The sequence below is a fragment of the Sulfurisphaera tokodaii str. 7 genome (genome assembly GCF_000011205.1).
GTDB lineage: Archaea > Thermoproteota > Thermoprotei_A > Sulfolobales > Sulfolobaceae > Sulfurisphaera > Sulfurisphaera tokodaii.
Window position 1 is genome coordinate 1611065 of sequence record NC_003106.2, and the last position, 24443, is coordinate 1635507.

General features: G+C 31.4%; 32 protein-coding genes and 2 pseudogenes. 21 read left to right on the forward strand and 13 right to left on the reverse strand.

The window, feature by feature from the left end; genetic code table 11:
* Positions 1–24: 24 nt before the first annotated feature.
* The 4 genes from STK_RS09025 to STK_RS09040 all read left to right on the forward strand — a co-directional run bounded on the left by STK_RS09025 (position 25) and on the right by STK_RS09040 (position 3912).
* Positions 25–1470: a DUF790 family protein gene (locus STK_RS09025; RefSeq protein WP_010979670.1), complete on the forward strand. Its 1446-nt coding sequence runs from the start codon at positions 25–27 to the stop codon at positions 1468–1470.
* 3 nt (positions 1471–1473) lie between these two features.
* The gene (locus tag STK_RS09030) at positions 1474–1740 is read left to right on the forward strand and encodes a hypothetical protein (protein WP_052846611.1); all 267 of its coding nucleotides are present in this window, start codon (positions 1474–1476) and stop codon (positions 1738–1740) included.
* A gap of 310 nt (positions 1741–2050) precedes the next feature.
* A complete protein-coding gene (locus STK_RS09035) occupies positions 2051–2617 on the forward strand; it encodes a hypothetical protein (protein WP_010979671.1) in 567 nt (188 codons plus the stop codon).
* A 41-nt stretch (positions 2618–2658) separates the two neighbouring features.
* Entirely contained in the window at positions 2659–3912 is a 1254-nt protein-coding gene (locus STK_RS09040; RefSeq protein ID WP_010979672.1) for a hypothetical protein, read from the forward strand.
* A gap of 224 nt (positions 3913–4136) precedes the next feature.
* Here STK_RS09040 and pyk read toward each other — a convergent pair whose 3' ends face one another.
* Entirely contained in the window at positions 4137–5453 is a 1317-nt protein-coding gene (pyk, locus tag STK_RS09045; protein WP_010979673.1) for a pyruvate kinase, read from the reverse strand.
* Complete coding sequence (locus tag STK_RS09050; RefSeq protein WP_010979674.1) at positions 5446–5922, reverse strand: DUF2299 domain-containing protein; 477 nt, start codon at positions 5920–5922, stop codon at positions 5446–5448. The genes pyk and STK_RS09050 overlap by 8 nt, the downstream gene beginning before the upstream one ends.
* Before the next feature lie 614 nt (positions 5923–6536).
* Between STK_RS09050 and STK_RS09055 the strand changes: the two genes are divergently transcribed.
* Complete coding sequence (locus tag STK_RS09055) at positions 6537–7175, forward strand: hypothetical protein (RefSeq protein WP_010979676.1); 639 nt, start codon at positions 6537–6539, stop codon at positions 7173–7175.
* Between the two features lies 1 nt (position 7176).
* Here the strand turns inward: STK_RS09055 and STK_RS09060 are convergent, their stop codons facing one another.
* Entirely contained in the window at positions 7177–7761 is a 585-nt protein-coding gene (locus tag STK_RS09060) for a class I SAM-dependent methyltransferase (protein WP_010979677.1), read from the reverse strand.
* A gap of 32 nt (positions 7762–7793) precedes the next feature.
* Here STK_RS09060 and STK_RS09065 point away from each other — a divergent pair, with 32 nt between their 5' ends.
* From STK_RS09065 to STK_RS09095, 7 genes are all read left to right on the forward strand, one after another.
* Positions 7794–8816: an AIR synthase family protein gene (locus STK_RS09065; RefSeq protein WP_052846612.1), complete on the forward strand. Its 1023-nt coding sequence runs from the start codon at positions 7794–7796 to the stop codon at positions 8814–8816.
* A 30-nt stretch (positions 8817–8846) separates the two neighbouring features.
* On the forward strand, positions 8847–9053 hold the full coding sequence (locus STK_RS09070) for a MoaD/ThiS family protein (protein WP_010979679.1): 207 nt from the start codon (positions 8847–8849) through the stop codon (positions 9051–9053).
* The gene (locus STK_RS09075) at positions 9046–9720 is read left to right on the forward strand and encodes a hypothetical protein (RefSeq protein ID WP_010979680.1); all 675 of its coding nucleotides are present in this window, start codon (positions 9046–9048) and stop codon (positions 9718–9720) included. The genes STK_RS09070 and STK_RS09075 overlap by 8 nt, the downstream gene beginning before the upstream one ends.
* The gene (locus STK_RS09080; RefSeq protein ID WP_052846613.1) at positions 9717–10835 is read left to right on the forward strand and encodes an FAD-dependent oxidoreductase; all 1119 of its coding nucleotides are present in this window, start codon (positions 9717–9719) and stop codon (positions 10833–10835) included. Before STK_RS09075 ends, STK_RS09080 begins: the two co-directional genes overlap by 4 nt.
* A 15-nt stretch (positions 10836–10850) precedes the next feature.
* Entirely contained in the window at positions 10851–11372 is a 522-nt protein-coding gene (locus STK_RS09085; protein WP_010979682.1) for a DUF1955 domain-containing protein, read from the forward strand.
* A gap of 347 nt (positions 11373–11719) precedes the next feature.
* Positions 11720–12250 (forward strand): hypothetical protein, encoded by a 531-nt coding sequence (locus STK_RS09090; protein ID WP_010979683.1) that lies wholly within the window; start codon positions 11720–11722, stop codon positions 12248–12250.
* Positions 12225–12521, forward strand: coding sequence for a hypothetical protein (locus STK_RS09095; RefSeq protein WP_052846614.1), 297 nt, complete (start codon positions 12225–12227; stop codon positions 12519–12521). The genes STK_RS09090 and STK_RS09095 overlap by 26 nt, the downstream gene beginning before the upstream one ends.
* A gap of 60 nt (positions 12522–12581) precedes the next feature.
* Here STK_RS09095 and STK_RS15310 read toward each other — a convergent pair.
* Positions 12582–12845 (reverse strand): annotated as a pseudogene (locus tag STK_RS15310) (hypothetical protein); the annotation flags it as partial.
* Between the two features lie 169 nt (positions 12846–13014).
* On the opposite strand from STK_RS15310, the gene STK_RS09100 reads away from it, so the two are divergent.
* Both STK_RS09100 and STK_RS09105 read left to right on the forward strand, forming a co-directional pair.
* Positions 13015–13257, forward strand: a complete 243-nt coding sequence (locus STK_RS09100) for an antitoxin (RefSeq protein WP_198429672.1) — start codon at positions 13015–13017, stop codon at positions 13255–13257.
* Positions 13244–13660 carry a type II toxin-antitoxin system VapC family toxin gene (locus STK_RS09105; protein WP_052846615.1) on the forward strand — a complete coding sequence of 139 codons (417 nt, stop codon included), beginning with the start codon at positions 13244–13246 and terminating at the stop codon, positions 13658–13660. Before STK_RS09100 ends, STK_RS09105 begins: the two co-directional genes overlap by 14 nt.
* A 396-nt stretch (positions 13661–14056) precedes the next feature.
* Here STK_RS09105 and STK_RS09110 read toward each other — a convergent pair whose 3' ends face one another.
* Positions 14057–14797: an MBL fold metallo-hydrolase gene (locus tag STK_RS09110; RefSeq protein WP_010979688.1), complete on the reverse strand. Its 741-nt coding sequence runs from the start codon at positions 14795–14797 to the stop codon at positions 14057–14059.
* A 32-nt stretch (positions 14798–14829) separates the two neighbouring features.
* The gene (locus tag STK_RS09115) at positions 14830–15498 is read right to left on the reverse strand and encodes a TrmB family transcriptional regulator (RefSeq protein ID WP_010979689.1); all 669 of its coding nucleotides are present in this window, start codon (positions 15496–15498) and stop codon (positions 14830–14832) included.
* A 41-nt stretch (positions 15499–15539) separates the two neighbouring features.
* Here STK_RS09115 and STK_RS09120 point away from each other — a divergent pair, with 41 nt between their 5' ends.
* A complete protein-coding gene (locus STK_RS09120) occupies positions 15540–16616 on the forward strand; it encodes an MFS transporter (RefSeq protein WP_010979690.1) in 1077 nt (358 codons plus the stop codon).
* Between the two features lie 35 nt (positions 16617–16651).
* Entirely contained in the window at positions 16652–17131 is a 480-nt protein-coding gene (locus tag STK_RS09125) for a dCTP deaminase (RefSeq protein WP_052846981.1), read from the forward strand.
* A 15-nt stretch (positions 17132–17146) separates the two neighbouring features.
* Here the strand turns inward: STK_RS09125 and STK_RS09130 are convergent, their stop codons facing one another.
* The 3 genes from STK_RS09130 to STK_RS09140 all read right to left on the reverse strand — a co-directional run bounded on the left by STK_RS09130 (position 17147) and on the right by STK_RS09140 (position 18941).
* Positions 17147–17740 carry a hypothetical protein gene (locus tag STK_RS09130; protein WP_010979692.1) on the reverse strand — a complete coding sequence of 198 codons (594 nt, stop codon included), beginning with the start codon at positions 17738–17740 and terminating at the stop codon, positions 17147–17149.
* A 29-nt stretch (positions 17741–17769) separates the two neighbouring features.
* On the reverse strand, positions 17770–18162 hold the full coding sequence (locus STK_RS09135; RefSeq protein WP_010979693.1) for a DUF973 family protein: 393 nt from the start codon (positions 18160–18162) through the stop codon (positions 17770–17772).
* A 125-nt stretch (positions 18163–18287) separates the two neighbouring features.
* Positions 18288–18941, reverse strand: coding sequence for a hypothetical protein (locus STK_RS09140; RefSeq protein WP_010979694.1), 654 nt, complete (start codon positions 18939–18941; stop codon positions 18288–18290).
* Positions 18942–19095: 154 nt separating this feature from the next.
* Here STK_RS09140 and STK_RS15315 point away from each other — a divergent pair, with 154 nt between their 5' ends.
* Positions 19096–19233: a hypothetical protein gene (locus STK_RS15315; RefSeq protein WP_198429673.1), complete on the forward strand. Its 138-nt coding sequence runs from the start codon at positions 19096–19098 to the stop codon at positions 19231–19233.
* Here STK_RS15315 and STK_RS09145 read toward each other — a convergent pair.
* Positions 19224–19784 carry a hypothetical protein gene (locus STK_RS09145; RefSeq protein WP_052846617.1) on the reverse strand — a complete coding sequence of 187 codons (561 nt, stop codon included), beginning with the start codon at positions 19782–19784 and terminating at the stop codon, positions 19224–19226. The two genes, STK_RS15315 and STK_RS09145, sit on opposite strands and share 10 nt — an antisense overlap.
* Positions 19757–19960 carry a hypothetical protein gene (locus STK_RS09150; protein WP_052846618.1) on the reverse strand — a complete coding sequence of 68 codons (204 nt, stop codon included), beginning with the start codon at positions 19958–19960 and terminating at the stop codon, positions 19757–19759. The genes STK_RS09145 and STK_RS09150 overlap by 28 nt, the downstream gene beginning before the upstream one ends.
* A gap of 656 nt (positions 19961–20616) precedes the next feature.
* On the opposite strand from STK_RS09150, the pseudogene STK_RS09155 reads away from it, so the two are divergent.
* Positions 20617–21082: pseudogene (locus tag STK_RS09155) on the forward strand (PaREP1 family protein).
* Between the two features lie 701 nt (positions 21083–21783).
* Positions 21784–22767, forward strand: coding sequence for an iron-containing alcohol dehydrogenase (locus STK_RS09165; protein ID WP_010979697.1), 984 nt, complete (start codon positions 21784–21786; stop codon positions 22765–22767).
* A gap of 25 nt (positions 22768–22792) precedes the next feature.
* Here STK_RS09165 and STK_RS09170 read toward each other — a convergent pair whose 3' ends face one another.
* Together STK_RS09170 and STK_RS09175 are read right to left on the reverse strand one after the other, a co-directional pair.
* Positions 22793–23209 carry a type II toxin-antitoxin system VapC family toxin gene (locus STK_RS09170; protein WP_052846620.1) on the reverse strand — a complete coding sequence of 139 codons (417 nt, stop codon included), beginning with the start codon at positions 23207–23209 and terminating at the stop codon, positions 22793–22795.
* The gene (locus tag STK_RS09175) at positions 23197–23457 is read right to left on the reverse strand and encodes a hypothetical protein (RefSeq protein ID WP_052846982.1); all 261 of its coding nucleotides are present in this window, start codon (positions 23455–23457) and stop codon (positions 23197–23199) included. Before STK_RS09175 ends, STK_RS09170 begins: the two co-directional genes overlap by 13 nt.
* A 352-nt stretch (positions 23458–23809) precedes the next feature.
* Here STK_RS09175 and STK_RS09180 point away from each other — a divergent pair, with 352 nt between their 5' ends.
* Together STK_RS09180 and STK_RS09185 are read left to right on the forward strand one after the other, a co-directional pair.
* A complete protein-coding gene (locus tag STK_RS09180; RefSeq protein WP_052846983.1) occupies positions 23810–24055 on the forward strand; it encodes a hypothetical protein in 246 nt (81 codons plus the stop codon).
* Complete coding sequence (locus STK_RS09185; RefSeq protein WP_010979701.1) at positions 24039–24443, forward strand: PIN domain-containing protein; 405 nt, start codon at positions 24039–24041, stop codon at positions 24441–24443. Before STK_RS09180 ends, STK_RS09185 begins: the two co-directional genes overlap by 17 nt.

Consider the following 24443-nt stretch of genomic DNA (forward strand, 5'->3'; position numbering starts at 1 on the left):
TATTTCTTCTTAATATAATTTAGTGTGTTACCGTGGGAATTAGCAAGATTTTCCATAGTTAAAGATGAAGTATTACCTCATTTTGCTACGAATGAGGATTTAGATTTAGCTAATGAGATAATTTCTTTGTTTAAAGCTGGTAAAAAATTAGGGGAGATCGATGAAGAGATTGAATATTTAGAAAAGATTTATGACCATAAACTTGTTAGGGCTTTTGTTAAATTATTAACTAGACTTTGTGAGTTTGAATTAGATTCACCTATACCACCAATTCAAATTAGAAGAGAGTTATTCAAGTATGGACCGGTACTTGACGAGAAAGAAAGGGAAGATATTATTCAAAAAGTTAGTAAAAAACTAGGAGCTGATATAATGCGTTTTGTTTTTTCTGATTTAGATGAGGAAAAGAAAATAATAAAAGCGCCAACTATCTCCGCTGAAGATTTAATTAGATGGTATAATCTCTCTCTTTTACAAACACTACTTTTCAAGGCTTATAAATTAACCGTTTATGTTTCTTCAAACTGGAAGGAAATAATAAGAAGGGCAAAATGGTTAGGTTTAATGTATTTTGCCTATGATAAACCATTAAGGTTTGAGTTTTTAGGCCCTGCAACATTAGTCAAACTAACCGAAAAATACGGAAGAAATCTTGCTGTTCTTTTGCAATTTATTATTTCTTCACAGAATTGGAAAATAGAGGCTGAATTAGTTTTAGGAAAAAAGTTCAAAAGAGTATACAAATTAAAACTAGCTAATTTCAAGGAATTAAAAGAATTAGTGATTGATGAGAAGAGGTTTGATAGTAGTGTTGAAGAGAAGTTTTACAAGGATTTTACAAACGTAATTAAGGGATGGAAAATAATCAGAGAACCCGAACCTTTAGTTGTTGATAATAGAGTATTTATCCCAGATTTTCTAGTAGAAAAAGGAAATCTAAAAGTTTATGTTGAGATTGTAGGTTTTTGGACGAAGGAGTATATAAAGGAAAAGTTAGATAAGTTAAAGAAAGTAAAGTATCCAATTCTTATATTATTAAACGAAGAACTAGGGAAAGAGAAGTTTAATGGTATGAACGTGATAACTTACAAAAGAAAAATAGATATTTCTTTAGTTTATAAGTGGCTAAGAGAGCTAGAAAATAAATATCTAAATGAGGTAAAGGTTGATTATACAATTTCTGGGGATATTATAAGTCTGAACGAGATTGCTAGTAAACTTTCTCTACCTGTTGAGGTTATAAGAAAAAATATTAAGATTTTCCCTGGCTATATATTCTTAAAGAATTATTATGTTAGCGAGAAATTTTTAGAAAAACTACGTAATGAAAATTTTGACAATAAAAGTTTAAAGGAGCTTGTATCAGCCTACGGCGATTATATAGTGGAAGTGCTAGAATTCTTAGGTTATAAATTAAAATGGCAAGGAATCTCAGACGCAATAGTTATAAAGGACAAAAAAGTAAATTAAATTATGAATGATGCAATTATAGCTGGAGCAAAGAAATTATCAGAATTAATTAATGGTACTGTCGAGGCGTATGTTGATGAAGATGGAAGTTACTATTTAATTGGAATAACTGATATGGATTGTAGAACAAATGCGAGGATAATTACTCAAGTATTAGATGAAATTTATAAGCATACTGATTCCATTAATGTGACTATTCTATTAATGGAGAAGAATGCGTATAAATCATATATGGAAAAAAATAAAAGTGCATTAAAAAGAGTATTATGATTAATTTTCCTTATTTAGTAAAATTTATTAAATCAGGAGAAAAATTAAAGATAATTTGATGTGTTTCTTTTTAGCACTAAACCAATCAGAATTAATTATGTCTTTTAAACATTGTTTGAAATTTTATTTAGTATAACTCTCTTGTTGTTGAAAAATCTAGGTCTAATAAAAATATAAAACATCGTAGGAATGGCTCAAAAGAGAATTTATAGTAGATTTTGAGATTATATAAGAGCTAAAGATTTTACTGAATTCTATATAGAGAATAATTTGGGAAAAGTTTATTAAACTCTAATTGATAGAATTTGTTATGAAATATCTTGCTATTTTACTTCTACTAATTGGATTTTTAGGGATTATAGCATATAGCCAGTCTTCACTAATTGCAAAACCCCTGTATCTTTCAATTTACTCAACATTTACAGTTTTTAATGTAGTAAATACATCTTATAATGGTATAACTAATATTAGTAATTCAATATATTATGTTATTTCTAATTCATGGATAAAGATAGTTATAGTTAATTTCACTACACAGCAACAAGTAGCAACATTAACAGCTTATTTTACCACTTCTGATGCTAAATGGATTTATTACGATCCAACTTTAGGTTCTGTTATATTCTTAGTTAATGTTAGCTCTGATAAACCAATAAATGTTGCAGTAACAACGTTGAACATTCCTGGACCGCTATATAATGTTTCTGGGACTCCAGTATCAGAAGTTACAATAATTCCATTAGGGTATTTAACTCTAGCTAATGGTACTCCGGTAAATGAAACTGCAGTATTTGTTAATTATTTAAATGGAACAGCTGTGGTCAAATCAATGATTGATGGATTAGCCGGTTATTATGTCTTATATTATGTCACTTAATTTCAGAGTACACTGTCCCCTTATTTTTTTAAAATACTTACATGAGAGGTATATCTAGTATTTTAGGTACCTTAATTTTTCTTCAGATATTATTGCTAGCATTACTTATAATAATTCATATACAGAATGGAGAAACACAAGTTACAATAAATACTATACAAAAACTTCAATCGCTAGCTGAGGATTCACCAGTAACAGAATTCGTGCAAAACGGTGTGGCTTACATTTATTCTCCAAATCCAATGATAATTACTCATATAATATATCCTAATGGTTACATTGCGAATACTTCAATAATAGTAACAAAAGTTCCAGCTTCTGAGGTTTTACAAGGATATCCTTGGGCTATTATAGTGACTTCTGAAGGAAGTTGGTTTAATATTAGCAAAATAGGTAATAATGACTCTTCTTCCGATTCAATTGTATTCCCATATTATCATAATTATGGTATACCATTTTCCGGTCCTATTAAGAGTATATCTAGCGATCCTAATTGGACCTATTTAGGCGGAGTTTACGGCCCAGCAGGCTATGCTTTAGTTCCCTTAAATGTTTCTATTAACGGTCAAACATTTAATTACGGTGTTTCTGGTGTAGAAGTAGTCGTTTATCCAGCACAACAAAAGGGATGGATAAATATGACCTTTTATGTACCGATACAAAATGATAGTGCAAATACGTCAGCTCTTAACATTGGTCTTTATACACCTGTAAATATTACGTGGTACGCTTTTCCATTTTTAGCTGGATCTGGAACTCCTTACTATGGATATACCATACAATACCTATATACGTATGTTTGGTTTAGTGAACAGATAGTTAATCCTTATACCTGGTATTATTACCAATTGGGGTCTGTATATCCGCCCAGTAATCCAGCATATAACTCACATTATTATGGACCAGAGCTTGATTATTTCCCAGCTTATACTATTAGTGGTGTATATATTCAGTATCCATATATGGGGTCAAATGCTCAAACACCTCCCCATTTCTACTTTAACACTTTATATTATACAAATCCTATAGAAGTATATCAATTTGACATAAATATATATAAAGGTGAGTGGTTATTATACGGCTATAGTGAGCGTTTCCATACATGGCAATTACTTTACAACTATACTTATAATTACACTAAGTACACATACTATTTATTGATCGAAAAAGAAGTTACACCATGGGAAGTAATAAGTTATAATGTAAATATCACCAGTATGGTATTTCCAAGTAGTTATCCACTTTACATACTAGTTCCTCAGAATGTATATCTATTACAAGTCCAGCAGAGTTAAAATAAAAGTTTTTATCTATTATTTTTTTTAAAACTAAATTAGAAAAATTAAAAATTTTCTTATAGTAAAATTTTAAATTTAATTAATTTTTGGTTAAAACACATGCTGATTAATAGACGTTAGGGAAGATTTAGTAATGTAGCACTTTAACTAAGCTAGTTTACAGTATATATTTCTGGAAATATAAATTCTATTATTTAGTTTTAAATTAACTGAAGACAGAATTAGATCTCCTCAACTTTTAAAAATCTAGTTGACCCTTCTTCTATTCCACCAGCAATTATTATTATAGTGTTCTTTAAACCTACTTGTCTAGCTATGTTTTTGCTCTTTTCAACAATATTATCTAGACTATTTAATTCTTCTGAAATAAAAGAGTAGATTCCATAACAAAGTTTTAGTCTCTCGTAGACCCTTTGATTTTGAGTTAATACTATTATTGGAACTACTGGTCTTAACCTAGATATCCTTAGTGCTGAAGCACCAGTCCTAGTATAAACTACTATACCAGATGAAGAAGCCAGATTTGAAGCAGATACAGCTGAATATGCTATTGCATCATCTATATTTTTTAGTGGTGGTGGAGGTCTGGGTTTAAAAGATCTCTCAACACTTAATATTAGCTCATGCAAAGTCCTTACAGCATCTATAGGATATTGGCCCATGGCAGTTTCATCACTAAGCATTATCGCATCAACACCTTGAATTATTGAATTTGCAACATCAATCACTTCAGCTCTAGTTGGAATTGGAGAAGTAACCATTGACTCAAGCACTTGTGTGGCCAAAATTACGGGCTTACCATATAATCTAGTCAGTCTAACAATTCTTCTCTGAGTTTGTGGTAAATTAGCTAAACCTACTTCTACTCCCAAATCGCCTCTAGCAACCATTACACCATCGGCTTCCCTTATTATCTCTTTCAACTTCTTTAACGCAGATTTTTTCTCTATTTTAGCTATTATCCAGGCTTGGTCTTTAACAATTTCTTTAGCTTTTCTAATCTCCTCTGGTGAAGTTACAAATGAGAGTCCAATAAATGTTGCTCCCATTTCTAAAGCATATTTTAATAACTCTAAATCCCTATCAGTCAATCCTACTGGTATTTCGGAATCTGGGATGTTTATACCCTTTCTGGATGTTAAAATACCTCCTTCTTCTACTAATCCCTTAGCGTAATTGTTTCCAGCCTCTATTATTTTTACTCTAATTCTTCCATCAGATATTAGTACCTCTGAACCTTTTCTGATAAGTTTAAAGAATAAAATATCATCTACGGGGATTTGAGTTCCAAATTCTATGGTATCTCCAGGTTTAAGTAATATCATATTTTTCCCTAAATCACCGATCCTAAGCTTTGGCCCTGGCAAATCTACTAGAATAGGAACTCTATTTTTTACTAGATTAAAGTACTTTTCATGCTGTTCTTTATCTCCATGCGCGAAATTTAACCTTATTACGTCTACATACTTTACTAATTCATCAATGTGATTTTCACTACTAGGTCCCAAAGTCGCGATAATTTTGGTCTTTCTAAACATATGACGATGTACCTCTCCTAGATGCTGTATTTCCGAATTTTCTATTTATTCTATTAATGACAAATATTCCAGCATTTCTCACGGTATAATAAGCGTCTAAGAATTCATTTGCTGTTAATCCTTCCGAATAAACTATCTTTGAAACCTGAATAATTTCGGGCACTTCAGAATTAGGTGGAAGTATTGCTATATCAACGCTCATTTTTAGAAGATCTTCTACAAGGTTACCTAGAAATTCTCTTCTTTCTTCTTCTTTCATATTTCCTATTGCAGATTTATGATTAGGGTGAATTAGTATGCCCATTGTAACGAGATAAAAAGGTGAGTCCTTATTTATTCTAATAATATCAACAACTGGAAAACCTTGAGGAGGAGAAGTAGCAATATGAAAATACTCCTTTGCCTCTGGAGGTTTCCTGATCATTAAGCCCAAATCTTTCATAATCTTTTCTATTTCCTCATCATTCATAATTTTACATTTGCCATCAAATAAAAAATGTTTTTGCTATATTATGAAATTCTTATGGACACTTAGTAATGGATTAACATTTCTTTAATTTTAATCTCTCAATTCTTATCTTCTTGTTGAGCAGTCGCATAACACTACTACACAAGATATTAAAAGCAAGTTAAGGTGAAAATCTTAGTCTATAATAAAGTATGTACAATATGTATGAAGATAAGATTAAAGTAGACTAAGATAGAAAGAATAAAAGTAAAAGCTAAACTTAAACAATCTTGCCAGCTTAACGAGATTGCTATTCTGAATACTAAAATTGAAATAAGAAAACTGAGGATTAAAGATAATAATGGTAACGAAATTATATATAGAAATAGATAAAAAAAGAAAATATTAAATAATGTTGCTATAAAAATTCTGGTAATATAAAACGAATTAGATATTAATTTAGTTATAATTGAAGTAGTTAAGGATAAGAAAAGAAACAAAAGAATAAAATGGATCAAAATAAATAGTGTTATATCCACATGTATATAAGAGTAAAAACAAATTTTAATTCTTACTCATACTTTTTAAGCATTTTTAAGATAAAGTTAATTAAGTTTATCTTTTAAATATAAAATATGGATAAGAATTGGTTTTCAACTCCCCAAGAGATAAGAGAAGGAATAAAATATCTATCAGCCCACTTTTATCCAGCAAGTATAATGGACAGATGGAAGATATTAAAGAAATTATCATTTGAAAAAGCAAAAATAATAGCGAATTATTCCTTGCAACAAGTTATTGAGGAAATAGAGCATTTCGACTTCTTTAATGAATACTTCAAAGAGGATCCATTAACTACTGTTAGACTTCCTCCTTCTTACATAAAATTATTCGATGGATTAGTAGAAGACTTCCAGAGTTCTAGATGGAGAGAAAACATTGCAACAAGATTTCATATGATAACTGAAGGTGTACTAGCTACTGTAGGATTAAAGATACTTAATGAGACTTCAAGAAAATATAACTTGTTAAAATTTAATGAGGGTATAAAAAGAATAATAGAAGATGAAGCAAGGCATGTAAGTTTTGGTCTTTCCCTAATCGAAGATAAAGAATATGCTGTAAAAAGAGTTGAGGAATTGTTTCCATTAGCGGTACAAATCGTTAAGGAAGGAAAAGATAAAATTGAGCCACTAGGGTATTCAATACAAGAACTAGTTAATCTAATGGAGGAACTAAAGAAGGCTAGGATAAATAAAATTTTAGGTAGTTAAACTAAACTTTTTTTATACCATAAAATAATTCATTATTTGGTAATAGAGAATTTACCTTATATAGGAAAGTCCTAACTGGGAAAAACCCCTGCTTTGTCATCACTCTTCTTAGCTCCCAGGGGAAATAAAGATGGTAATATCTCTCTACTACAAGGTTATTAATCCTACTTCTCAGAAATACATTTCGTCTGAAAAAGAATCTTGGTTGAACTAGCCAGACGGTAACTAAAACCTCTCCTTCACTTTTTAGGCATCGATAACATTCCTTTAGCGCTAATGAAGGATCTTTTAAATGATGTAATGAAGCTATATAAAGTAAGGAGTCAAACGTGTTATCTCTAAAAGGCAAATACTCCATATCAGCCTGGACTAAATTATCACAACCCTTTTTTCTAGCCTCAATTAATTGCCTTAAAGCAATATCTAGGCAAATAACAAAACGTGATTCTAATGCTAAACAATTTTGACCCGAACCACAACCAATATCACCAACTATTTTTCCCTTTATTAACGAGAGATATGGAACAGGCTTTCGCCTATGTACAATATGTTCATAAGCGTTCTTTACTTTTTCCTTCTCACTCACATTTTTATAACTTCTCGTTCTTTCTTAAATTTATGAGACTGGGAAAGATTGACGAGAAAATCTTTTCTGAAATAATTTATCCCAATCTAGGGAAAAGACATAAGGAAGTTATTGTTGAACCTCAAAGTGGTGTAGATACTGGTGCTATTGATTTAGGTGATGGCAGAGTTTTAGTTGTAAAATCAGACCCAGTATTTATAGTTCCCCAATTTGGGTTTAAGAAAGCTGCCTGGTTTGCTGTTCATATTTTAGCAAGCGATGTTATGACTTCTGGAATTCCTCCTAAATACGCATTAATTGACTTAAACTTACCTCCTAAGATCAGAGATGAAGAATTCAAGGAAATGTGGTTAGGAATTCATGAAGCCTTAAACGAGATAAATGTAATGGTAGTAGGTGGGCATACTGGTGTATATGAAGGGACAGATTATCCCATGGTTGGAGGGTTTAGTATGATTGGTATTGGCGAAAAAGAAAAGCTAGGTACCCCATCAAAGGTTAGAATAGGTGATTCAATTATAATTACTAAAGGACCGGCAATTGAAGCTACTGGACTTTTAGTTAATCTTTATCCCGAGTACTTCAGGGAGAGACTTCCTCAAGATATATTTAAAGAAGCTTATGACATGTATTGGAAGATGAGCTGTTGGAAAGATGGTTTAATTGCCTCAAATGTTGGAATTCATTTGATGCATGATGCAACTGAGGGTGGAGTATGGAATGCATTAGTAGAAATCGCTACGGTTACGAAGAAAGAATTAAGAATTTATGAGGATAAGCTTTTCATAAACAGAGCTGTTAAAGAAGTAACATCGTTAGTTAATATAGATCCTTGGTCTTCAATAAGTGAAGGCACAATGATTATAATAAGTGATAAGGGCGAGAAAATTGTTGAAGCATTGAAGAGAGAAGGAATAGAAAGTGCTATTGTTGGTGAAGTTAAAGAAGGTGATGGAGTTACATTAGTTAAGAAAGATGGTAGTAAGCAGAGAATAGAAAAGCCTGCAGAGGATCCGTTTTGGAGAGTATTCTTTGAATTGTCAAAAAAGGCTTAAAGTTAAATTTTTTCACTCTTATAACTCTATGTGAAAGTAACTGTACAATTGGTAAGAGAAAATAAGGAAATTGTTGTTGAACTGCCAGAGAAAGCTACTGTAAAGGATTTGCTTAAAAAGATCGGATATAGAGTTCAAGGTAGTGTTGTTGTAAAAGATGGTTTACCAATAGTTGAGGATGAAAGATTAAATGATGGTGATAAAGTTCAAGTTTTTTTAGCAGCTTCAGGTGGATGAAGTGGAGAAAATTGATGATATTTTAAGGCGTAAACATGAGATCCTCAGAAATCTGAGAAGTCCGGATAAGAGTATAAGAGATGAAGCATGGAGACTTATAACTTATATAGTAGATACCGGAAACGGAAAGTACCTTGAAGACTCATTAGGTTATTTAAGGTCTTTATTGTGGAATAAGTTACAAGGAGTAAGAGATGAAGCGTGGTCTCATTTACCAGTTTACAAAGCTCTTCTAGTTCAAGGTATAGATAGGGCATTAACTGCTGACTCAGATAGGATTAAATGGTCAGCGTGGTCTCACGTCTTAGAAATGATTCAATTAGGTATAGTAGAGAAAGATAAAGTAATCGAGGTTAGATACTCTTATTGGAGGTTACTAAAAAGTAGATGGGCTACAATTAGAAAGAAAGCTTGGAATTTATTTGTTGAATTAGTTAAAGAGAACATATTTCAACCCAAAGATAAGGAAAGGTATATAGATTTTCTAAAACATAAAAAAGCTAGTGTAAGAATTTATGCGTGGGAAGTAAGTTCACAGTTAGTAAATCTAAACTTTATTACAAAAGATGAATTGCTTCAAAATATTCAATTTCTACAAGAATTAACACAAAAAGAAAGCAATGTTAAAAAAAGAGCATTGAAAGTATTAAAAAGGTTAGAAAGTTGAAAGTCGGAATCGTAGGAGGAGGAATTGTAGGCTTATTTACAGCCTATTATTTGCTGAAAGAGGAAGCAGAAGTCACAATATTTGAAAAAGATTTCTTAGGTAGCGGATCAATTCATGCCGCTGGTCTAATTGAACCATATAGGTTTGATAGAATAAACACTACTGGTATGATTATTAAGATGCTTAGATACATAAGTAAAAGAGTTACATCAGTAAAAAGTCTAAACAAAGCATGGGTAATAGAGTTACTTAAGAATCTAGATAAAGAACCACCAACAGAAGCTTGGGAAACTATGAAGGAAATGGCTCTATTTTCCTTAAAAGAATATAGGAGGTTAGCTGAAGAAAAGAACGATTTCGATTATGAGGAATCTGGGCTGTTAGAAATTTACTCTGATGAAAAGGAGCTCGAGAAAGGAATTATTGAGGAGAAAAAGAGTCCCTTTAGACCTAAGTTTGAGATTATGGAGGTTAAGGGCTTTGCCGGTGGTATTTATTTTCCAGAGCTATCAAAAGTTGATACTCACAAATTTATTGATAGGATTACAAAGGAGATTAAGGATGCAAAAGTAGTTAATGTGAACGTAGATAAAGTATCTAAGGATGCAAAAGTGTATTACTCTGGAAAAGAGGAGAAATTCGATAAAGTTGTTTTATCTGCTGGAGTATGGTTAAGGAACGTAGGTTTACCTATAACTGCATTTAAAGGTTATGGTTATAGAGTTAAAGGCGAAATGAAAGTAAATTTCCCTTCAGTCCTAGCTGAGTTAGGCGTTGCAGTAGTAAAAAACTCTGACTTTATTAAGATTACTGGTGGTTTTGACGGCGATTTTTCTTCAGACTCTTCTAGGGCTGAAATATTTCTAAACTATGCTAAATCTCTAGTTAACATAAGTTATGTTTACGATTTGTATATGGGCTATAGACCTTGCTCTCCTGATGGTTTTCCAGTTATCGGCAAAGCTGAAAACGTTGTAATCTCTACGGGTGCTTGTAGACTTGGTTGGAGTTATGCTCCATCAATGGGGAATATAACTACTGATTTAGTTTTAGATAGAAGGAACGACGTTGGTTATCTATCTCGATTTATAGGTGGAAGAAATTTAAGCCTTTAAGTAATATCTAAACATATGACTATAGTTAAATCCGAAATAATTCGCAAACTAATGGATGCTAAGAAATTCCTTTTAGACGGATATATAGATGAAGGTGTTAAAATTGTCCTTGAAATTACTAAATCATCTACTAAGAGTGAATACAATTGGTTCATTTGCAACTTGCTTGAAAGCATTGATTGCAGATACATGTTCCAAGTATTGGATAAAATAGGAAGTTACTTTGACTTAGACAAATGCCAAAACTTAAAGAGCGTTGTAGAATGCGGTGTGATAAACAATACTTTAAATGAGCATGTTAATAAGGCATTAGATATATTAGTAATTCAAGGAAAACGCGATAAACTAGAAGAAATAGGAAGAGAAATACTAAAGAATAATGAAGTAAGTGCTTCTATTTTAGTTGCTATAGCTAATGCATTGAGAAGAGTAGGAGATGAAAGAGATGCAACTACCCTATTGATAGAGGCGTGTAAAAAGGGAGAAAAAGAAGCCTGTAATGCAGTAAACACTCTTACAGTAAGAAGTGTCATGTAATCTAAACTTTTCCATAGAGTATATAACTCTTCGAGAAAAAATTTGATTTATTTTCTTTGTATTTATTGATGAGATTTTACGTATGCTAAGTATAATATAAATAACTAAAAGTATATAATCTAACTAAAAGGTGCTGAATGATAGTATGAATATTGAATCTCTTTTATTTAATTTAAATAATATAAATTAATATATGAACTTACTTATTGTAGTTACAAGTTCAAGGGTATTAAAAGAGATAGCACAAGAACCTAGTAGTAACTACTATTTTCCTAGTTAATGATTGTAATCTGTTACACCTTTAAGGCATATTTTGATTTAAATACTTGTGTAGATAAGATTTCATTATGGATAGTGAAGTTGAAAAATTTGCTAGATTTCTCGAGGAGTATGCTAATTTTTTGAAAAGTGGTAAAAAGATAATCGATATTCCTTTAACACCTGAAGAACTTCTTGAAGAAGCTTCAAGAGTTAGAGCACTTTCAAGGATAAAACGAGAAGGAAATCTTATAGTCATCTATTTAAGTGAAGGTGAGGCCGAGCATTGGGCTCATTTTGAAGGTGAAATAATTATGCTCTTTGATAAACTTTATAGACCTCTTAAGGTTGAGATTGAGGTTAAGGATACGATGGATAGTGAAAAAGTTCTTTCAAATATTAATAGTGGTAAACTATCTGGTGTGTCTTTTACCTATAACGGCGTTTTCATTACAATAATCCTGGCAAATGGTGAGGCCGAGCATTGGGCTCATTTTGAAGGTGAAATAATTATGTCACTCGACAAGATATTTAAGCCTCTTAAGGTTGAGATTGAGGTTAAGGATACGATGGATAGTGAAAAAGTTCTTGAGAATGCTGGCCTTCTCTCCTCACGTTGAAAGGCATAAAAATGATATAAGTGCGTACTTGAAAAAACTCAATTGTAATGTTGACCCATTTAGTGAGGAAATTTTATATTTTCTAGAGAGAATAAGAGGTATTCCACAAATACCTAATCAAAGATTAGGGGAGACTGAGAGATGGAGAATAATTCTCCACTTTCAATGTTGTGCTAAAATAAGGTATGTGATTGCGAGAAGAGGGGATGAATTAATCTTAGTTACCGCACATCCTGATCCTGATGCAGAAAAATGCGTCGAAATCACTTAAAAATGACAAAAAGAAGAAAAAGCTAGGGCTGATAAGAGAGATGCTGACCTCCTCCTCGCCCTAAAGGGCGAGGGTTCCCTTAGGGCGGTTCATAGGTTTGTGGTTTACCACCTTCATCCTCACAACTTCATAGCTAGTGGGTGTTATACACACCCACCCCGCTCCGTTCGTCCAGCGGTAGACCACGGGCTGGGTCTTCAGCCCATTACCCCTATCCCTCACCAAGAGTTGCCCTCTGCTCTTGGCTCTTGGGGACTCGGGGATATGTAGTTCTGTGCGGGGACACATATCTTCAGTATGCCCACCTTTGTGGGCTTCCCCGCACTTTATTAATAGTTTTAAGCTAAGATTAAAAACTTTACCCCGCCTTAAAAGGCGAGGCTTGCCCCGCGTTTTGTCAGTTTTAAGTTAATTTCCGTGGTAGGGAATTATAAAGAGAAACTTCACTGATATCATAAGTAAACTTTAAATGTTTACAAAAGAAGAAAACATTATGACAACTACCGTTATATCAATAAGAGTTGACGAGAAATTAAAAAAGGAATTAGAAGAGTTAGGAATAGATTATCCTAGCTTAGTTAGGAGCTACTTAGAAGAAGTAGTAAGGAAGGAAAAAATGAGAAGAGAATTAAAAGAAGCAGATAGGATAAGAGAAGAGCTTTTAAAATCTCATGGATATTATTCTTCTTCTGCAGAACTCGTTAGAGAAGATAGGGATAATAATGACTATTATTGACACTTCAGCACTCTTTGCACTCTATATTCCTGAGAAGATGAGTGCATTCATAAGAAAAGAAATTGAAAATGTAGACGAGTGTTACGTTTTGGATTTGATATTTTATGAATTCCCAAATGTTATCCGTAAAAGGATAGTAAGAAATGAGTTAAGCAAAGAAAAGGGGGACGAAATATTAGCGAGGGGTTTATCTTATATAGATTTGTGTAAAGTAGTAAGTGGGAAAGAATTAGCTAAGACAGCTTACGAAATAAGCTTAAAGTATAGCTTAACAACTTATGACGCGTCTTTAATAGCTTTAGCAGAGAAAGTAAACGATATTATATTAACAGCAGATGAGAAACTAATAAGAGGAATTAGAAATGTTCAAGAAATCTCGAAATATTTTATATTCCCCGATTAATATTTTACTTAGGAAATATTAGTTAAATCTGTTTAATACTTATAAGTTTCAGAACGTTAAATAAAGCCATATTAACTCAAATTCTTTCTAGATTGGAAAGAGCTTTTATGCTTGTCTACGTTAAATATAAATATGATATCTTTTACAAGTGAAAGCTATGCTGAAAAGGATGAAGTATAATCCTTGTGCTATTAGGTTAGAAGAGATTTCAGTGTTGAGGACTATCTCTTATGCTTGGTAAATGAACATAAAGTAAATAAAATTATGAAGATAATCGTTTAGATAATTTAGAATTAAGAGAAATAAAATAATAAAAAAATTCTATAAACTTATTATATGAATTGATTTCAATAACTTTTTAATTCTATATCTTTTATAATAAAAATCTTTAATTGCTCATACTACTCCAATTATATTTATTTTAATATTTTCATCAAAATGCTTAGGTTTATTCAAAGAGATACTAGTAATTCTTCCTATAAATTCATTCTTATCATTTATTTTAAATAATTGATTAAACTTCTTTTCAAAACCTATTGTAGAACTTGGTTTACCACTAATACCATATCCACAAACAGATCCAGAAGTATGTGCTGGGTAAATTTCTACATAATCTGGTAGCTCTTTTAACTTACTTAGACTATAGTACAGTTTTTCTGCTGAATCTTCACCACCTATATCGATTCTCCCTACAGTGCCTACAAAAAGCGTATCACCAGTTAATACAGCCCAAGGTTCACTCCAGCTTTCATCCCTTCTTCTATCATAAATTAAAATAGAGATGCTATCTGGTGTGTGCCCAGGAGTATGAATAATTTTTATTTTGACATTACCAGCCTTTATTTCCTCACCGTCTTTAAGTCTCTCAACTTGAAAGCTAACTTTAGACTCCTCATGGTAGTATACATTAGCATTAGTAAGGGATTGTAATTTTCTTGCTCCAGATATATGATCTGCATGAGTATGTGTATCAATTATGTATGCAATTTTCATATCTCCAAGATCTTCAGCCAATTTTATAATTTCATTAATATGTTCATATTTAGGGTCTATAACAAAAAGTTCTCCAGCTTCACTACAGCCAAAAATGTACGTTATACATCCTCCTGTAGGACTTATAATTTGTCTAAATATCATAAATTACAATATCTACCTAAATTATAAAAAACTTATTCACTTTTATAAGTTAATAATTCAAAATGTTCCTTAGCTTGAATAACACACCCTTTACAAGAGTCTATTATTATTTCATCATCACCATTAAATGTTACTAATAAAGAATCATCAAAAATTATAAATCGAGACTTTACGTTATCTATCTTTATCTTCCCATGTAAATTTAAATCATTAGATGACGTAACTACAGTTAAATTCCCATCAAAATTTTTTAAAATTTTTATTAACCAATCTGGTAAATTATCATAGACAACATCAATTTTATTACTCTTATTAGCAAGATCTTTAATTATACGAATAATGGTTTTAATACCTTTAACATGCAAACTACGCTCTGTCTCGTTTTCTCTTCTCTCATTCCAAAAAGATGTTATTATTTTAATATAATTATCCATCTCATTAACAATTTTATCTCTGTAAATTTTTAATGCAAAAGATGGATCTATTATTTTTACCTTTTTAGGTCTTCCTTCAATTATCCTAACTAAGCCCTTATTCTCTAGTGATTTAATTACATCATAAACTTTCTGATATGGAACTCCAGACTTCTCAGAGATCTCTCTTATAGTAGAATTGCATAGAGATAATAAAGCAGAATATACTTTAGCCTCATAAAGTGAAAATCCCAGTTTCATTAAAGTTGTCTCTAATTCACCACTCATAGTGAATAATTGATTTTTATTACTTTAAATCTTACTATATTATGAATAAGCACTTTTTGTTATTCACAATTTTAGTTTTCTTTACGGGATTATACTTAGGAACTTTAAGAATAGATATACCAGAATTCGAAAAACAACTTCACATTCCGTTAGAGCTAAGTGTTCTCTTACCATTAGTCTTTTTCGGATTTATAAAAGGATCTTGTAATTATATAGCGGGAAGACTTTCTGACAAATTAGGAAGAAAAAAACTACTTATAATAGGTTGGATTGTAGCAATATTCTCAATACCCTTATTATTTCTACCCAACATTTATACAATTATAATTATTTCTATCTTGTTAGCAATAAATCAAGCATTAACATGGACAACAACAGTAACTTCCCAAATTGATATATCTGGTAAATTAAGGGCTGGATTAGCTACTGGAATTAACGAAATGTCCGGTTATTTAGGAGTTTCAATAGGAAGCTTACTTGCTAGTTACATATTTAAAATAAGCTTTGTAATTCTTTTAATCACATCTATTCTAGCAGTCATACTTTCGTACACGGTAATGGAAACTAAAACACTAATTAGGGAAAATAATGAAAATATAAAAATAAAATGGATTCCTATAACAAAAATCAGTATTGCTGGATTATTAGAGAAATTTGTTGATTCCTCATTTTTTATACTAATTCCTACTTACTTACTCTTACAGCATTATTCCTTAACTTTAGTGGGATTAATAGTATCGAGTTATGCTTTTGTATGGTCATTTTCACAACCATTGTTTGGGTATTTAGCAGATCTATATAGTAGGAAATTTATATTAGTCATAGGATTTATATTAATGTTCTTAGGATTTATCCATTATTCATCTTATCCAATGTTATTTTCAGTAATAGAAGGAATAGGGATGGGAATGATTTATCCAAATTTAATAGCTGCTGTAAATGACATAATTAATGAAAAAGTAAGGGGAAAAGCCTTAGGTTATTACAGACTTTATAGGGATTCTGGTTACGGAATTGCTGGTATAGTAATACCATTACTTTACATATTACTTGGTTTCAATAAAACTTTACTGGTTATAGGAATTTTACAACTTCTTTCATTAATCTTAATACTCTAAACCCTTATAAGATGAAAGGGCTAACAGAAAAATTGATGATTCTCTCTCACCAATCAATTAAAAATTTACTAGGCAAAGTTATTTTAAATTACTCTGAGGAAAATGTCAGAGAAAACGGCTATGATTTAAGAATCTGTGGAGATAAATATTACGAGCTAGTTCAAGGTGCCGAATTACCGGAAAAGAAGGCAACATTAAGAGAAATAGAATTTAAAGAAAGGGCTATCTTAAGCGCAAATCACACTTATTTATTTGAATCTTGTGAAGAATTTAATATGCCAGCAGACTTAGCAGTACTAATAACCTTAAAAAGCACATTAGCAAGAAACGGTTTTTTGGCACCTCCAACAGTAATTGATGCTGGCTATAAAGGTAAAGTGAACGTTGCAATTACAGCTGTATATAACTCCTCTCTCAAAAAAGGTATGGCAACACACCATTTAATATTCCTCAAACTTGATAAACCAACAGAAAGATTGTATAATGGAAAATATCAGGGTGGTATATTGATTTAACCGCATTAAAAGGATTTACCATTGAAATAAAATACTATCTTTATACATTACCTTGTTTCCCGTTATTATTTTACAATTATTTATTTCACTCGTATTCCTCACTCCAATTGATTTCAGTAAAATCTCGCATATTAAAGACTCTCTATCCTTGCTTACCAAGAAATTCATATTAAACGGTTTAACCATTCTTTTTACTTCTGGAAAAATTCTGGATAAAATTTGTAAAACTTCCAATTCTTTAACCTTACATCTAAATCCTTCTATTTTACAAAGGATGTTAGAGGAAAACACATGAAATTCTGCCTCTGTAAAGGAAAGGGAATTGAAGAAACTGATATTTGAAGGAGGAACATTATGAAACTCAAGATAATATGATGAAGGAGAGATTTCCTCTTTAGGAATTAGCTTTTCAGCCTCATCTAAAGGAAGATTTTCTATCGAGAGGATAACATTTTCAGACAAAATAATCCTTGTAGATAACTTATCAGAAATGTACCTTACCTTATAGTTGTAAGCCCTTATTCTATATTTCTCTAAAAATGAGAGCAATTGAGATAAATCGTCACTGTCAGTAGTAATCACATAATTTTTTGCAATTACTTTTTTCACGAGAATAGTTTATAAAGTAAGATAAAAAGTCATTCGTATGAAGCAGAAACATCAATACTGTTTCCATTGCCAAGACTAACTACAACCGTGTATATACTTCCTTGAGTTAGAGTATATGATTGCGGAAACTCAACAGTCAAGGAATGAGTACCAGCCTGGAGTTGTATATTAGTGGAATTAACTAAAGGAGTACCAACAACTTCTACGTTAGTTATAGTTATCGGTAAGTTATTCCTAATAGTGAAATTTAGATAATAATGTCCGTTATGGGAATATAACACAGCATCATATACTTGATAGGCTTCTACTAGCGGTGATAAACCACCAAATAGTCCGAAGATAAAGGCTACAACTATAAGAGTCATAAGAACTGCAGCAGTTAAGATAATAAGATGGACAATACCTTCGCTTAACCCTCTCATAAATAATGATACGTAAAATATCTATATAAATTTTTATGAAGTAGTGGTTCTTAATAGCGAGAATAAAATACAATCAGGCTAAAGATTAGTTAATTAAAACTACTCGTAGTTTGTCATGTATAAGATTAATCAAGAAGACTATATATTTCCTCAACATCAGTTATTTCATAAGCTTCTGGAGTAAATACCCCTTGGTTAATAGGTACGTACTCTATGGAATCTCTGGTCTTTATTTCCACATCCTTAAGTGCAAAAAGGACATGAGGGTCTTCTAAATCTTCCCTCCAGAAGTGAATGTGAAATCCCCTCCTTGTAGTTAAAACTAATCTAGGTTTTAAACCCTTCATTTGCTCAATTATTTTTCTGTCTTTGGAATCTATATCTACCATAAAAATCTTGAAGTCTATATGTCTAGGAAGTTCAGAAAAGAGTATTTTTGAAATATCAGGCTTCTTCTCACATTCTTGCAAGAATCTTACCACAGCCTCCTTAGATGCCTTTGAAATATTGACGGGATTTAAAACATGCATTATCTTTATCCACTCCTTTCTTATCTTTATTCCCTTAACCTCAAACTCAACATTATCCCTAATTGCTGAAAGAATTTTTACTGCCTTTAGAGGCTCAACGTCCCATATTCTATAAAGTACTTTATCTATTCTTAACCCCTGCCGTTTAGCCTCTCTATCTCTTGAAATTAGATAAAATAGGTAAGTCTCTTCATCATTAAGCTTAGGCAAATACTCATTAAGATATTCCTCTAGGCTTAATTTTCTCATTAAAGCAGAATATGAGAGGGGCGTTAAAAATCTCAACTATTCAACTCAGCAAGCATAAGTTCAATTAAACTCTTAGTATATGGTGATATTATCAGGCAAATAAGATAATTTCAGTTAAGAGCTTAATGGAACAGAATATGAACTCAACTAGAATATGAAGGGCAAAGTATTAACTCCTTCTCAACTAATGAAATCTAGTAAAGAGGACGAAAGTCTTTATCCTAAGATGAGAGATAGTGTAAATGCTTACAAGTTTATAGAAAGTCAGTTTAGTAAATCTTGTCAGCAATAATCTTTCAACTTCTCAAGGAAATCCTTTACTCCTCTTCTCTCACTTTCGAGATTTATGTAATTAATGTCTATTCTATCCTTTTGGGCACAATAAACTAGGACAGCCTTATTTCTATCCTCAGTACTATTCCAAAATTTCCACGCTTCCAAATAAGTTAATATCACCTCTTCTGGAGGAATAATGTAAACGTGATAAGAGTCAACTTGTATCTTAAGTGGAGGTTTGCTTTTATTATAAACGTTACCAACTATATCAATCCCCTTTTCCGATATTTCCCTTATTTTAGGTAAATATATTCTTAGTCCAAAATCCGATATTTCCTTTAGCAAATCTCGCACTAAGTTTTCTGCCACACCTTCTATTATCACATCTACATCTCCTGTTCTATAGCTTCTACCAGAATACAATTCTGCAGCAAAACCACCAACAATAATAATCCTACCTAGACCCTTATCTTCCAAAAGAGTATTTAAAATTGCCAAAAACTTCAAGAAACGATCGGTCTCACTACCTTTTAATTCACTTATTCTTGAAAGTAATTCCCTAAGCAACCAGTCTTGTAATATATTACATCACCTTCTATTTTCCAGCAGCCCAACTCTTCGAGCAATTTCATGTTTTCTTCTCCCAACTTAGCCAGTCTCTTTAAATCTTCCTCACTAATCTTACTACCTCTAGGTCTCGGTCTGTTCTCCAATAACTTTATTACTATTTTTGGATCTACCACACGATTACCTATTGCCTATGCTAATTAAAGTTTTGTTAAAGTAAGCAATGGAGACATTTCAATTAGCTTAGAAAATCTAGCTTAGAATATTATAGGAAAATCTATTTTATTTTAAGTGGTTAATGACTTTATGGATAGTGTCGTCATTTGCATATAAATTTATTAGATGGCTTTCTTTATAAAGAGTATAAATATTGAACTAATATATTACTATGTGATAAAAATTTATAGAAATATAAATAGCTTAGTGACGACACTATGACTTTATGGGACTATTTTATTTATTAATAAAATTATTATTCAACAGTTTTAATAACCTAGAATTAAATAATATACATTCTATCTTTAATTGACGATATATTAAATCCTAAAATTAGGAATAAACTTTGAAGTAGCTATTCTTCAGATTATATTTTATAGTTTAGCTTAGCATAAAATTTTATTACCTATTAAGATATTTGGGAGAAATTAAATTTAAATTCCAAAAGTAATTGAAATTAGAGTGATTTAAGGCTCCTATATAAGGAGCTGGTCTCGTAAATTTCACGAAGAAGAAAAGGAATTAGAGGACTAAGTAACTAGTAGTGATTAAAAATAATTTTAGTTGCGATAAAAGCCGACTCTGCTTTTTAAAATCTCTAAATTATATTTTGTTTGTGGAGGAGTTAATTAAGAGGGCTAAAGAATACAACATTGATGTTAACGACTTAATAATTGACGCAATTTCTAGGAAAGATCCTAAAGAAGCGTTCAATTTAAGGATAGAATTGGCAAAGAAATATTTTGCTGAGGCAGAGGACTATTTAGCTAAAGGAGACGCAATTCAAGCTTCAGAAAAGGCTTATGAGACTGCTGAAGAGATAGTTAAAGCCTTAGCAGAGAAGTTTAACACACCAGAATGTCAACAGGCAATGAGAGAGGGAAGATGGTTTACGTACTGGTTAGCTTCAGCAGTAAATAGACTTTCTAAGGATTTAGGGGATTGGGTTTTAAACGGCTGGAATTCGGCTTATACTCTTCACGTCTGGGGGTTTCATGAGGCCTAAGCTTTCAGTGACAGATATCACAGAATACTTTAGGAAAGTTAAGGAGATGTTGGATAATGCAATAAAAATGAGTTAAATTTAACAAAAATTATCTAAAATATGTAAGCCTCAACTCCTAATTAGTTTTGAAATTATTCTTGGTTTTATATTTTAAATTAAATAGAAAACATTCTAAGAATTTTAATATTAAATCTTTGTTTGGTCTTCTCAACTAGTATCTTAATGTCTTTCTTATAATTCTCTATTAAATCTTTATCCATACATTTCCTTGCAGTAAAAAGTGTTACGGCTGATGTCCACATATCTATTATATTATCTCCAAGCTTATGAGACAGCTGTTAATGCATCATTAATGTCTTAAAATCCCACCCGTACTCTTCTGCCTCCTTTATTATTTCTTTGAGGAGTTTTATAGCTTCTTCGTCAGCCTTATAATATTTTTCACAAGCTTAAACGAGACCGCCTTTAGCTAAAAGCTTCTCAGCCTATTCATAATATATTTCTGCACCAATACTTATGATTGAATAAACATTATAAAGCATACTTTTAACTCTTTCTTACTTACGTTTTAAATGAGTGTAGCATAGTATCGTCATTAGGGTATAGTATAAATTTATTAATTAATGAAAATCTCTATATAGAGAAGACGCTAAGAAAAGATTTTATATATCCTAATGTAAATATAGAAATATAAATAGCTTAATGACGACATTATGTCCACACTCACGATTTACCTAATAAATACAAAAATATATTTGTTAGTGCAAAAAGAGCTATGTGTTTAAGTTACAGTATCCTAAAACCCAAGTTATCTACGGTAATGATGCTCTCGAGTGGTTAAGCAGTGTAAAAAGTAGTAAAGTAGCTATAGTTACAACTAGAAGTTTACTGAATAGTAAACTATTATCAAACATATTAAGCTTAATTAAGGGTGATGTTATTGAAGGACCCAGACAACATACCCCAGAAGAGGATGTAGATAAATTAGCCAGAGCTCTCTCAAATTACGATACTGTTATAGGTTTGGGTGGGGGGAGTATAATTGATGGTATAAAAATAACCTTTCGGGGATATTATATAGCAGTACCTACAACATTTGCTGGAGCAGAGCATACGCAATCTGGAGGTTTTACGTCAGAAGGGTTAAAGAAAAGTAAAATTGGAAAGGATATTGATGTGATAATTTTAGACCCAAGGGCTACATTAGAGACTCCTAAATGGTTACTTTTAGCGTCTGGAGTTAGGGCTATAGATCACGCAATAGAAGCCTTATATTCCAAAGATTCAAATCCATTTACAGATTCATTAGCAATTGAGGGATTTAAGAAATTAATAAGATGTTTAAAAGATCTGGATTCACTAGAGAATAGAGGATTATGTCAAATTGGAGCTTGGTTATCTTCACTAACAATGAGATATGTAAGGATGGGAATAAGTCATGTCTTTGGATACGTATATGGTCCAAGATATAACATTCCGCATGGTATCACTTCTTGTATTTCTCTTCCTCATGCAATAAAGCTAAACTATGAAATTGCTAAAAATAAATTACGAGAAATCGAAATTAATGATACTCCTTTATATGAATTTATGGAAAGATTTTTGGCTAGTTTAGGTATAAGGAAAAAACTCAGTGAATATGCTAAGCTAGAAGATGCCTTAAGGTACGTTGATGTATTTGTGAATTTAGTTAATAATAGTGGCAATCCAATAAAAATTGATATTGAAACTGCTAAGAAATTCATTGATGAGGTTTACTAATTAAAGAAGGAAAAAGTTAAACTATCTATTGTTGTTTATAATCTTTTATGTGAACTACGAAAGGTAATTCTTTGACTTTTCTAATTAGGTTTTCATCAGCAGTATAAACTTTATCATTTAGAACCTTACCCAATGCTATATAGGCGGCGTCATATATTGTTATACCGTATCTAAGAGATAAGGAAACCATTTCGTCTAACATGTCCTCGAAGCCATAAAGTGTTATCTGAAAATCGGATAAAATTTTACCTACTTCTTCCAGTTCTTTTTCTCCCAGACTATAAGTATATTTTAATCCGTTTAGCACTTCAAAGGGGAGAATACAAGGTGCAGATAAATCCTCTAAACCTTTCACATATGCCTCCTTAAGAATTAAGGCTTCTTTACTATAATTTTCATTAGCAAACCATTTTATTACAACTGAAGCATCTATAACTGCCAATTCTTATCTCTCCATTCTCTTATAATTTCTTCCGAACTCTTACCGCCATAATTTAAGAAGAATTCATAAGATTTGACTGAGGCTTCTGCAATTCTCTTATAATCTTTTCTTTTCCCTTTCTTTTTCTTCTCTTCCTCCTCAATTACCTCTTCTATCTTCCTCCTTATTATTTCACTCCAATTTATATAACTCAATTCGTCCATCTTTTTCTTTAACTTCTCATCGATTCTTATACTAATTACTGGCATATGTAAAGAATCGAATTCGTATATTATAAGATTTACGCCCATGTAATAAATGTATTACAGATATTTTACCACATCAATAGCTTTTAATGATATCGTAGAGAGAGACTCTATCTAGTGTAACTCTTTGGATAGCAAATGTATGTTGTATATTATTTTTTTATTAGAAATAGTCTAATATCATTTACAAAATTTTGGTGTCTTCCATAGTTCATTAAATTTTTATCAAAGCAGATTTTTTGGAACATTCTTTTAAATTTGAGAAAAAATGATGAGTTTAACTTCTGATGAAAAAACACTATGCAAAATAGTATACAAAGTAAACTTTATATACATAAGTTCTGATTTCTTTCATGTGACTGAAGTTATAAGAGTTAGTAAGGATGTGAAAGATAAATTAGTTAAAATTGCAGCTGAGTTGCAATTAAGTAAAGGTAAAAAGGTTAGTTTAAATGAGGCTATAGGATATTTAATAACTTTTTATGAGGAGAATAAAAGAAGTAAAAAAGATTCGCAGTTATTGATATCTCTTTTAGGTTCTGCTAAAGGGATTAGGGAAGAATTTGAGAGGTCTAGGATAGAAGATGAGAGTAGTAGTTGATACTGGAGTATTGGTTGAGGTTTTAGAAGGCTCTGAACTCGGAGAGAAATTTATCCAGTTAGTCAGTAGAGGGAAATTAGAACCTATAATCACTAATTTAACTCTAATTGAGTTAACTTATGTTATATGTAGAAGATATGGGACGGATAAAGCCAGAGAACTAATTATGAAACTTTTAGATTCAGGTTATTTCAAGTTAGTTAACGCATTAGATTTTGCCGACGAGATTGTTAAAGTAAAGTGTAATAATTCTCTTTCTATAATTGATGCGTCAGTTATTGCTACGGCTAAGGGGCTCGGGATTACTGCATTGTTTAAAATGGAAAAAGAGTTAAAAGATAAAAAAATAGATAATTTAATATTTATTGAAAATCTTATTAATATTTAA

What these genes read in the sequence shown, in the direction of transcription:
- STK_RS09115 (WP_010979689.1), bottom strand. Translation starts at nt 15,498, where the DNA reads ATGAGTGGTGAATTAGAGACAACTTTAATGAAACTGGGATTTTCACTT.
- STK_RS09110 (WP_010979688.1), bottom strand. Translation starts at nt 14,797, where the DNA reads ATGATATTTAGACAAATTATAAGTCCTACAGGAGGATGTATAACGTAC.
- STK_RS09050 (WP_010979674.1), bottom strand. Translation starts at nt 5,922, where the DNA reads ATGAATGATGAGGAAATAGAAAAGATTATGAAAGATTTGGGCTTAATG.
- STK_RS15315 (WP_198429673.1), top strand. Translation starts at nt 19,096, where the DNA reads ATGAAGGGCAAAGTATTAACTCCTTCTCAACTAATGAAATCTAGTAAA.
- STK_RS09085 (WP_010979682.1), top strand. Translation starts at nt 10,851, where the DNA reads ATGACTATAGTTAAATCCGAAATAATTCGCAAACTAATGGATGCTAAG.
- STK_RS09100 (WP_198429672.1), top strand. Translation starts at nt 13,015, where the DNA reads ATGACAACTACCGTTATATCAATAAGAGTTGACGAGAAATTAAAAAAG.
- pyk (WP_010979673.1), bottom strand. Translation starts at nt 5,453, where the DNA reads ATGTTTAGAAAGACCAAAATTATCGCGACTTTGGGACCTAGTAGTGAA.
- STK_RS09140 (WP_010979694.1), bottom strand. Translation starts at nt 18,941, where the DNA reads ATGAGAAAATTAAGCCTAGAGGAATATCTTAATGAGTATTTGCCTAAG.
- STK_RS09040 (WP_010979672.1), top strand. Translation starts at nt 2,659, where the DNA reads ATGAGAGGTATATCTAGTATTTTAGGTACCTTAATTTTTCTTCAGATA.
- STK_RS09185 (WP_010979701.1), top strand. Translation starts at nt 24,039, where the DNA reads ATGAGAGTAGTAGTTGATACTGGAGTATTGGTTGAGGTTTTAGAAGGC.
- STK_RS09120 (WP_010979690.1), top strand. Translation starts at nt 15,540, where the DNA reads ATGAATAAGCACTTTTTGTTATTCACAATTTTAGTTTTCTTTACGGGA.
- STK_RS09105 (WP_052846615.1), top strand. Translation starts at nt 13,244, where the DNA reads ATGACTATTATTGACACTTCAGCACTCTTTGCACTCTATATTCCTGAG.
- STK_RS09095 (WP_052846614.1), top strand. Translation starts at nt 12,225, where the DNA reads ATGCTGGCCTTCTCTCCTCACGTTGAAAGGCATAAAAATGATATAAGT.
- STK_RS09035 (WP_010979671.1), top strand. Translation starts at nt 2,051, where the DNA reads ATGAAATATCTTGCTATTTTACTTCTACTAATTGGATTTTTAGGGATT.
- STK_RS09175 (WP_052846982.1), bottom strand. Translation starts at nt 23,457, where the DNA reads ATGCCAGTAATTAGTATAAGAATCGATGAGAAGTTAAAGAAAAAGATG.
- STK_RS09135 (WP_010979693.1), bottom strand. Translation starts at nt 18,162, where the DNA reads ATGAGAGGGTTAAGCGAAGGTATTGTCCATCTTATTATCTTAACTGCT.
- STK_RS09030 (WP_052846611.1), top strand. Translation starts at nt 1,474, where the DNA reads ATGAATGATGCAATTATAGCTGGAGCAAAGAAATTATCAGAATTAATT.
- STK_RS09090 (WP_010979683.1), top strand. Translation starts at nt 11,720, where the DNA reads ATGGATAGTGAAGTTGAAAAATTTGCTAGATTTCTCGAGGAGTATGCT.
- STK_RS09125 (WP_052846981.1), top strand. Translation starts at nt 16,652, where the DNA reads ATGATTCTCTCTCACCAATCAATTAAAAATTTACTAGGCAAAGTTATT.
- STK_RS09065 (WP_052846612.1), top strand. Translation starts at nt 7,794, where the DNA reads ATGAGACTGGGAAAGATTGACGAGAAAATCTTTTCTGAAATAATTTAT.
- STK_RS09055 (WP_010979676.1), top strand. Translation starts at nt 6,537, where the DNA reads ATGGATAAGAATTGGTTTTCAACTCCCCAAGAGATAAGAGAAGGAATA.